Annotated in this window: 11 protein-coding genes; 5 read left to right on the top strand and 6 right to left on the bottom strand. The window is 47.1% G+C overall.

Annotation, left to right across the window (positions count from 1 at the left end; genetic code table 11):
- Positions 1-32 precede the first annotated feature (32 nt).
- Together V7126_RS23185 and V7126_RS23180 are read right to left on the bottom strand one after the other, a co-directional pair.
- Positions 33-215: a helix-turn-helix domain-containing protein gene (locus V7126_RS23185; RefSeq protein WP_335499549.1), complete on the bottom strand. Its 183-nt coding sequence runs from the start codon at positions 213-215 to the stop codon at positions 33-35.
- 50 nt (positions 216-265) lie between these two features.
- Complete coding sequence (locus tag V7126_RS23180) at positions 266-1432, bottom strand: AbrB family transcriptional regulator (RefSeq protein ID WP_335499547.1); 1167 nt, start codon at positions 1430-1432, stop codon at positions 266-268.
- Between the two features lie 224 nt (positions 1433-1656).
- Between V7126_RS23180 and V7126_RS23175 the strand changes: the two genes are divergently transcribed.
- Genes V7126_RS23175 through cotJC form a run of 3 tightly spaced genes read left to right on the top strand, consistent with a single transcriptional unit; the run spans position 1657 to position 2750 of the window.
- Positions 1657-1899, top strand: a complete 243-nt coding sequence (locus V7126_RS23175; RefSeq protein ID WP_046131300.1) for a spore coat associated protein CotJA — start codon at positions 1657-1659, stop codon at positions 1897-1899.
- Positions 1896-2159, top strand: a complete 264-nt coding sequence (locus tag V7126_RS23170) for a spore coat protein CotJB (RefSeq protein ID WP_046131299.1) — start codon at positions 1896-1898, stop codon at positions 2157-2159. The genes V7126_RS23175 and V7126_RS23170 overlap by 4 nt, the downstream gene beginning before the upstream one ends.
- Positions 2160-2180: 21 nt before the next feature.
- Positions 2181-2750 carry a spore coat protein CotJC gene (cotJC, locus tag V7126_RS23165; protein WP_046131298.1) on the top strand — a complete coding sequence of 190 codons (570 nt, stop codon included), beginning with the start codon at positions 2181-2183 and terminating at the stop codon, positions 2748-2750.
- 70 nt (positions 2751-2820) lie between these two features.
- On the opposite strand, the gene V7126_RS23160 is transcribed toward cotJC, so the two are convergent.
- Positions 2821-4437 carry an AMP-binding protein gene (locus V7126_RS23160; RefSeq protein ID WP_335499541.1) on the bottom strand — a complete coding sequence of 539 codons (1617 nt, stop codon included), beginning with the start codon at positions 4435-4437 and terminating at the stop codon, positions 2821-2823.
- Positions 4425-4703 (bottom strand): hypothetical protein, encoded by a 279-nt coding sequence (locus tag V7126_RS23155; RefSeq protein WP_335499538.1) that lies wholly within the window; start codon positions 4701-4703, stop codon positions 4425-4427. Before V7126_RS23155 ends, V7126_RS23160 begins: the two co-directional genes overlap by 13 nt.
- A 30-nt stretch (positions 4704-4733) precedes the next feature.
- Here V7126_RS23155 and V7126_RS23150 point away from each other — a divergent pair, with 30 nt between their 5' ends.
- A complete protein-coding gene (locus V7126_RS23150; protein ID WP_335499535.1) occupies positions 4734-4961 on the top strand; it encodes a hypothetical protein in 228 nt (75 codons plus the stop codon).
- Positions 4962-5562: 601 nt separating this feature from the next.
- Positions 5563-6474: a VanW family protein gene (locus V7126_RS23145; protein ID WP_046131296.1), complete on the top strand. Its 912-nt coding sequence runs from the start codon at positions 5563-5565 to the stop codon at positions 6472-6474.
- Between the two features lie 12 nt (positions 6475-6486).
- On the opposite strand, the gene V7126_RS23140 is transcribed toward V7126_RS23145, so the two are convergent.
- Entirely contained in the window at positions 6487-7857 is a 1371-nt protein-coding gene (locus V7126_RS23140; RefSeq protein ID WP_335499532.1) for a sensor histidine kinase, read from the bottom strand.
- Positions 7838-8530, bottom strand: coding sequence for a response regulator transcription factor (locus V7126_RS23135; RefSeq protein ID WP_335499529.1), 693 nt, complete (start codon positions 8528-8530; stop codon positions 7838-7840). Before V7126_RS23135 ends, V7126_RS23140 begins: the two co-directional genes overlap by 20 nt.
- Between the last annotated feature and the right edge of the window lie 97 nt (positions 8531-8627).

Raw genomic sequence — 8627 nt, 5'->3', positions numbered from 1 at the left:
CTTTTCCGTGGGCTAGGCAATCCTTCGCAATCTTAATCCGTTCTTCCAAAGTCCAGACTTTCCACACCGGCCATATCATGCGATGTTCTCCATTCACGAATCGTTTCGGCATGAATGCCATATTTTTCTGCAATCTCATTCACCGAATTATTCTCCTGATCACATTCTGATAGAATATTCAATTTTTCCTTTTTTGAAAACCATTTTCCAGCCATGAAAAAACTCCCCCAAGGCAAACAGATTTTTTTATTTCATCTGTCTACCTTTAGGGGAGCATATCACCCCTCAGTTCCGGCTTTTTTATATGCGGGTGCGCCGTTTTTTCCGATCTGTGATGCAGCAGCCGAAAAAACGGCGGCATCATGGCAATGACGAGCACGACCCTTAACACTTGCACAGCGACAACAAATGTCGAATCGGCATGAAGGGTAACGGATGTTGTCGCCATTTCTGCAATTCCTCCTGGTGAAAAAGCCAATATGGCCGTCGTCAACGAAATGCCGGCCACATGGGCAGTCACGACGGCGCTCGCGATCATTGCGATGATCAGGCCGACGGAGCCGAGGAAGGCGACGGTAAGCGTTTTGCTTACGCCGATGAACATTTCCTTATGAATTTTCGAGCCGATCGTTGCGCCGAGGCAGATTTGCGACAGAACCGAAAACCCGTGGGGCCACCATGCGGTCAGGCTGTAGCCGGCCAGGGAGCTCCCGGCGATTTGAACGGCGGCGACGCCTATCATGCTTCCGAGCAACCATGGCGCGGGAAATTTTAACCGTTTCGCCGCTTTACAGGCAAAAAAAGCGGCGAGTGTAAAGACGGCTGTCCACATCACGTATTCTGCTCCGAATTCGGATGTACCGGCGGCAAGCATCTGGTGTGTGACAGCATGCGAATCCGGATATTTAGAATGAATGAAAAAGACGAAAAAAGGAATCGTCATGACAACCAAAAGCACCCGGATCGTCTGCACAAGGCTGACGATAGCCGTGTTGGCTCCCACTTCCTGTGCAATGCCGGGCATGGCGGAAAGTCCGCCGGGCGCAGTCCCTACAAAACTCGTCATCATATCCGCATTGCTGAACCGCCATAATACAAATCCGGAGAGCATTGCGAAAATGACGGAAAGGATCAGCATCACCCCGACAAAGAGCCAGTTTTCTTTGAAAATTAAAATCACGGACATATTCATTTTCTGGCCGAGCTCAATGCCCAATAACATTTGCCCGAAACTGAGCCACCCTTTATGAATGCCGTGTTGGCTGACCGCTTCTTTCAGCGGAGCCGGCCGAAACAATGACAGACAGGCGGCAGCCGTCATTGTGCCGACCATCCACCCGATCGTCATCCCCGTTAATGAGAGCAGAAACCCCCCGAGGCTGCTGATGAATATCATTATGATATCCCGAAGGAAATCATTTTTTATTCTCAATGAAAACCCTTCTTCCTATATACTACGATAGCCTTTTTGTTCACTTGGTAAAGTATTTATCTATTTATAACTATAATATAATTTTAACGATTGGTAAAATACGAATTTATTTAAAAGATTAATAAGAAAAACTGATCAAAGGAAAAAGAATCGTTCAGGAACATATCAGGAAGAATGTGTGAATACAATAGATTAGATTCGATCACAAACTAGAGGTGAATTCATTGAAACACGCCCAGGAATCATTCACCAGAGTTAAATCGTACCGTCCTTTCCACAGCGCTTTTGATCCGTGCCCCCCAATCGGCAAAAGATATTACCGGACCCCGCCGAATTTGTATTTAGGCTTTCAGCCCCGCGGTCTTCCGCAGTTTTCTCCGATGGAGGCGCTGCAAAAAGGGACACTTTGGCCCGTGTTTTACGACCCTTATGAAAATCCTTATGAGATAGGAGGTAAGGGAGGATGACACACACTTTGCCGCAAGACTATTATCAAAGGCTTCATGAGATTCAGGCGGTTGATTTCGTCATTGTCGAGCTCATGCTGTACCTTGATACACATCCGGATGATATGGATGCAATTAAACAATACAATCAGTATGCGGCATATTCCAAAAAGCTGAAAGCAAAGTTCGTATCAAAATACGGCCCTCTCACGCAGGGGGACCCCGATCATACGACATCGTACTGGAGCTGGAAACAAAGTCCTTGGCCATGGCAAGTTTAAAGAAGGAAGGGAGTCAGGTTCATGTGGCTGTATGAGAAAAAACTGCAGTACCCCGTGAAAGTGAGGGAATGCAATCCGCGGCTGGCCAAATATTTAATCGAACAGTACGGCGGAGCGGACGGCGAATTGGCGGCTGCGCTCCGCTATTTGAATCAGCGCTACAGCATTCCTGATAAGGTTGTCGGCCTTCTGACAGACATCGGCACAGAAGAATTCGCCCATTTGGAAATGATTGCGACGATGGTATACAAATTAACGAAAGACGCGACGCCTGAGCAGCTGAGGGACGCGGGCCTCGGCGATCATTACGCAGATCATGACAAAGCCCTGTTTTATCATAATGCGGCAGGTGTTCCGTTCACAGCTACATATATTCAGGCAAAAGGCGACCCGATTGCAGATTTATATGAAGACATTGCGGCTGAAGAAAAAGCGAGAGCGACCTACCAATGGCTGATTGACATGTCGGATGATCCTGATTTAAATGACGGGCTGGCTTTTTTAAGAGAGCGGGAAATCGTTCATTCCCAGCGGTTCCGCGAAGCCGTCGAAATCTTAAAGGAAGAGCGCGACCGAAAAAAAGTGTTTTAGCTCATGCATTAAAGCCGAAAATACCATGTAAGGCTTTTGTTCATGGTATTTTCGGCTTTTTTCAATTCAACTATTTCACCGCGTGCAACGCCTCTTTTGCCCAATCTCTCAAAATGTACTTTTGCACTTTGCCGGAGGCGGTCAGCGGATATTCATCGAGATGAAATACATATTCAGGAATCTTATAATAGGAAAGCTGGCCTTTGCAAAATGCCCTGACATCTTCAAGCGTCAGCTTTTTGCCAGGTTTGCATTTAATGAAAGCGGCTGTTTTTTCCCCGTATTTCTCATCCGGAACGCCGACGATCTGTACATCGACAATATCTTCGTGCTCGTAAAGGAATTCTTCAATTTCCCTCGGGTAAATGTTTTCCCCGCCGCGGACGATCATATCTTTCAGACGTCCTGTAATTCTGACGTAACCGTCCTCATCCATTTCCGCGAGATCGCCTGTATGGAGCCAGCCGTCTTTATCGATGGCCTTTTTCGTGGCTTCCTCCATTTTGTAATATCCCTTCATGACGAGATATCCTCTTGTACACAGTTCACCCTGCTCATCGGGGCCGAGCGTTTCGCCCGTTTCGGGGTCGACGATTTTGATTTCTACATGGGGGTGCACTTTGCCGACTGTTTCGACGCGGCGCTCAATCGTATCAGTAATCGTCGTCTGAGTAATGACGGGAGAAGACTCTGTCTGTCCGTATGCGATTGTGATATCCGTCAGATTCATCTGTTTCATGACTTTTTTCATGACTTCTTTCGGACACGGAGACCCTGCCATGATCCCGGTCCGCAATGAAGTAAGGTCATAGTCGGAAAAATTAGGGTGCGAAAGCTCGGCGATAAACATTGTCGGCACGCCTTGCAGACCTGTGCACCTTTCTTTTTCGACCGTTTGCAGCACCGTTTCCGGCTTGAACTCGATGATCGGCAGCATAGCCGCGCCGACCGACACACAGGCAAGAGTACTTAACACACAGCCGAAGCAATGGAAAAGCGGGACCGGGATGCATAATCTATCCTCGCTCCCCAGCCCCATCCTGGCAGCGACGATCGCCGCATTGTTCACGATATTATTGTGCGTCAGCATCACGCCTTTCGGAAATCCGGTCGTTCCAGACGTATACTGCATATTAATGACGTCTTCGTGTGATAAAGACCGCTCTCTTTCAAAAAGGGCGTCATCAGAGATCAGGCTTCCTTTTTTGGCAACGTCTGCAAATGAGATCATTTTTTCCGGTGCGTCCCCGCGTCCAAGATAGACGAGGCGTTCGAGCTTTGGCAGGTTTTTCGGATCTTTCGTAATCGATTGAATCATATCAATGTAGGAAGTGCCTTTATAGCCGTCCATCAAAAAGAGGGTGGTCGAATCCGAATGTTCCAGCAAATATTCAAGCTCTCTTGCCTGATAGCTCGTGTTGACGGTGACGAGCACGGCGCCGATTCTCGCGGTTGCAAACTGCAGGAGAATCCATTCCGGAATATTCGATGCCCAGATGGCGACATGCTCTCCTTTTTGGATGCCGAGCGCCATCAAACCTTTTGCAATTTTCCCCGTTTCTTCATAGAGCTCCTGATACGAATATCGCAAATCCAACTCGGAATAGACGACTGCTTCATGATGCGGAAACCGGTCTGCGGCTGACTTCAGCAGCCTTCCGATTGTTTGTTTTTTTAATGTATCCATAATGCCTCCTCATGTTCAAGAAGAATAATGATTTTATTATAGCACTTTGTTCTAGTACCAGGTACTATAAAGGCTGATTTTCTCCTTTTATTCAGATGCTCAATCGCGAAGCATTGGGCGATCCCTCCCGGAGCGACAACCGCACCTGCAGACAGGAAGAGAACGGCGCCTCCGAAGCCGCTGAAGACCAATCCGCCCAAATAAGGCCCGATTGCCCGGGAAATATCCCAATGCAGCCCGTAAAATGCAAAATACCTGCTGAGCATTTGATGAGGTGCGATCCTTGAGACGAACGTTTGAATGTGATTGAGCAGCAGGCTTTCCCCGGCGGTAAAAAGGATGATCATCAAACAGCCAGAAGGAAGAAAAAGCAAAGCCTACGACGAAATCGCATAGAAGCCGTAAGAAATCATAAAAATCGCTTTCATATCCAGCTTTTTCGTCCATTTCACGAGCGGGAATTGCAGGATGATGCTAAGCAGGGCGTGGCAGACTGGGAAAGCAGCCAGAATAAATATCTTTAAAAAGATCATTCAAATAAAGGCGGTAGTTTGTTTCAAGCTGTGCATAAAGCAGGCTGACAGGAATCGGTAACAGCATCAGAAGCAGGATGGGGCGGTGCTGGATGTACCTGACCTGAACGGAAACCGGTTTTCTTGTCGAAAAATCTCTTTTTTGCTTTTTGACGGATAAGCTTCCGGTAGCCTAAAATAAACGGCAAGCCAATAAAGAAAAAGTGTGCATGCCTGAAAACCGAAGATCACGACGGACTGGTACGAATAACGGCAAGCCCGGCGGCAGGGCCGATCGCCAGGCCGAAGCCTTCTGGATGCGCAGCACGGCAAACACCTCCCCCCGCTTTCCGCATCCTTCTGAGCCTGAAACGAAATGCCGTTTTATAAAAGGCATGGCCGGTCTTAAGTGAAGAACGGGTTGTTCATTTTCTTTTTCAAAAATACAGGAAATAGGCGGTCCTAGGAAAGCAATTTTCGCCGCAAATGATAAACGTGCCCGGAATCCGTCATGCGTCCAGCGGCGTTAACCCGGCAGCATTTTGATTCGGGTCTGACATACATTAAAGAATGACCTCCTGTTTATACTAAATCTCGGGAGGTAAACCGACTTATGATGAATATTTGGATAACTGGACTTTTATTATTGGCTCAGCCTGCAGAGTCTTCAGACAGCTTAACGATCACACAGCGAGGGCAGACGATTGAAAATGTTAACCGCGAGGACTTTACATTACCACTTCCCGGCACTCCAATTATCGACGGGGGAAAATACCGTTCATTCATTGATAAGCTTGATCGAAAAATTTACCGGGCTCCTGTAAACGCCGTCATCAATGATTATGGAAAAATCGTCCCCGGTAAAGTAGGCTACAGACTTTATCGACATGCGTTTAAGGAACAGTTTTATTCCTATTTCTTCGGCAATGGCCCTTCGAAAGTAGAAGTGCCTGAATTGAACATTTACCCGAAGGTTGACAGCGAGCTGCTTGCCCATATCCGGGTGCAGCAGATCGGTCAATACGTGACTTATTTTAATTCCGGCAATAAAAGCCGTTCACACAATATTTCTCTTGCTGCCAAAGCGATTGACAACCACGTTGTTTTTCCAAATGAGACGTTCTCATTTAACGAGGTTGTCGGGCAGAGGACTAAGAACAAGGGATACATGAGCGCTCCAATTATCGTCAGAGGTGAATTGTCTGAAGGAATCGGCGGAGGAATCTGCCAAGTATCATCAACGCTGTATAATGCCGTCGACCGCGCGGGGCTAAAAATCGTCCAGCGCTATTCCCACAGCAGGCGCGTTCCTTATGTTCCGCGCGGACGCGATGCCACGGTAAGCTGGAACGGACCCGACTTCCGCTTTCAAAACAAATATAACCAGCCGGTCTTGATCAGGGCGAAACGATATGGAGGGAGCATGGTTGTCACGCTTTATTCTTCAGATGTGATCAATAACGAAATTCGAAACGTTCCAAAGGCCCCGTCCCGGCTGCCAAAAGAAATTAATACAGAACAGTAAACGGCCCCCTTTTCACTTGTCCTTCGCGGGCAGTGTGATGACAAATTCGCTTCCTTTCGGATATCTGCCTTTCACCGTTATTGTGCCGCCATGATGTTCGACGATTTCCTTTACGATGGCAAGTCCCATTCCGGTTCCGCCGGTTTGTCTAGATCTTGATTTATCGATGCGGTAAAACCGTTCAAAAATAAGCCCGCGCTCTTCTTCGGGAATTCCACAGCCCTCGTCGGCCACCGTTATGATGATGTTACCTTTCGATTTTAAGGCTGTAACGGCGACTTTCGTATCAGGCTCGGCATAATGCCGGGCATTATTCAGCAGATTTGTGATCACTTGGGAGAAGCGTTTTTCGTCAAGCGATGCATATAAATCCTTCGGGGCGTAGAAGGAAAGGCTGATACGTTTTTCGGAATAGGCGATTTGCGACTTCTGTACTTCCTTTGCTATAAAGGTATGCAGGTGAACCGGCTCCTTTCTGATCGTAAAGCTCGGCTGCTTCATCTTCGTCAGCAAAAAGACATCATCGACAAGGCGGGCAAGATTATCCGTTTCTTCTTTAATAATGGACAAATATTTATTTCTGGATTTTTCGTCAAGCCCATCCCTCATCGAAATATCAGCATAGCCTTTTATATATGTGATCGGTGTCCTCAATTCGTGGGCTACGCCGGATAAAAAGTCGTTCCGTTCCTTTTGCAGCCGGTTCAGGCCGGAGGAGAGGTTTTCGATCGATGCGGCGAGTTCTCCAAGCTCATCAGTCCTTTTCATATCGAGTGAAATATCGTTTCTGCCGTTGATGATGTTTTCGGTCGTTTTTTTCAGCTTGATGATCGGCTTTGTCAAAAAACGGCTGAATAAAAAAATCGCCATTAGCGTAAAAATGCCGGTTAAGCCAAAGCTGATGATAAAACGCTCAGTAATGCTCTGTACCAAAGCTTGGATGGAGGAAGTCTCCAAAAACATAAACACATAGCCGGACGTTTTTTCGCCTTTCATGATGGGGCTGATGGTACAGATATATTTCGATGTATTTAAATGGTTCGACAGGGCGATGCCGGCTCTGGGTATGTTTTTTTGTTCAACATGAAGGTGCTCTTTTATGTCGCCGGGGACGGACTGTGCGAGCACGCGCCTGTTTTTGTCGGTGATGATGACGTTCGTCTCAGCTTCGGTTTCCATAAGGGCGACGTGTTCAATCGTCCTTTGATCAAAGTGCTTTTCCAAGACGTCCCTGTGGCTGTTTCCCCTTTTTTGAAGGGCCTGAACTTCTTCGTTGATTCTTGTATCGACAATCGATGAATACAACGTGACAAACAGGACGGATTCGATGATGAGGGTGAATATGAAAAATGCCCCTGCGAGTTTAAATGAAATGCTTTTCATCATGCCTGATTCCTTTGCTTGTCCATTTATAGCCGACGCCGTACACGGTCTGAAGGTAATCGTGCACGGGGAAGCCGGCTTTTTTCAAACGGTTTCGCAAGTTTTTCATATGTGAATCGATTGTCCGTGTATCAATATCGGCGTTAAACCCCCAGATTTTTTCGATCAATTGGTCTCGTGCGAGCACCTGATCCTGATGGTTCAGCAGGACGCCGAGCAGTTCGAATTCGCTCGGCGTGATCTCTGTTTCCCGGTTACTGACGCAGAGCGTATGCTTTTCTTTATTCCAAATTAAATTAAGAAAACGAATTTCGGTCTGTCTCTTCGTTCGCCTTAAGACAGCTTCTATTCTGGCAAGCAGCACTTTTTCGCTGAACGGCTTTGTCAAATAATCGTCGGCGCCGCCGGTCAACCCCCTGACGATGTCTTCCTGTCCGCTTTTTGCGGTGAGCATGATAATCGGTACATTTGTGAGTTTTCTGATTTCCGCGCAGGTTGTCCAGCCGTCCATTTCAGGCATCATCACGTCAAGGATGACCAGGTCAAATGCACGCTGTTCGATCAAAGCGAGCGCTTCTTTTCCGGAGGATGCTTTCGAACATGTGTAGTTTTCCAAATACAGCTCAAGCAAATCAAGCATCCGGATTTCGTCATCTATCAATAAGACATTCAATGCTTTAGCACCTCTTTGCTAGCTTTAGTGAAAATAAGACTGCTACATTTTAAAAATATACCCTATAAGGGTATATTGCAGACCGTTGACAAAACAG

It is taken from the genome of Bacillus sp. JJ675 (assembly GCF_036963165.1).
Classification (GTDB): Bacteria; Bacillota; Bacilli; order Bacillales; family Bacillaceae; genus Bacillus; species Bacillus glycinifermentans.
The sequence above is the reverse complement of the archived record's forward strand: the minus strand, read 5'-3'. Positions and strand labels throughout refer to the sequence as shown.

What these genes read in the sequence shown, in the direction of transcription:
- cotJC (WP_046131298.1), top strand. Translation starts at nt 2,181, where the DNA reads ATGTGGCTGTATGAGAAAAAACTGCAGTACCCCGTGAAAGTGAGGGAA.
- V7126_RS23185 (WP_335499549.1), bottom strand. Translation starts at nt 215, where the DNA reads ATGGCTGGAAAATGGTTTTCAAAAAAGGAAAAATTGAATATTCTATCA.
- V7126_RS23145 (WP_046131296.1), top strand. Translation starts at nt 5,563, where the DNA reads ATGATGAATATTTGGATAACTGGACTTTTATTATTGGCTCAGCCTGCA.
- V7126_RS23170 (WP_046131299.1), top strand. Translation starts at nt 1,896, where the DNA reads ATGACACACACTTTGCCGCAAGACTATTATCAAAGGCTTCATGAGATT.
- V7126_RS23155 (WP_335499538.1), bottom strand. Translation starts at nt 4,703, where the DNA reads ATGCTCAGCAGGTATTTTGCATTTTACGGGCTGCATTGGGATATTTCC.
- V7126_RS23160 (WP_335499541.1), bottom strand. Translation starts at nt 4,437, where the DNA reads ATGGATACATTAAAAAAACAAACAATCGGAAGGCTGCTGAAGTCAGCC.
- V7126_RS23140 (WP_335499532.1), bottom strand. Translation starts at nt 7,857, where the DNA reads ATGAAAAGCATTTCATTTAAACTCGCAGGGGCATTTTTCATATTCACC.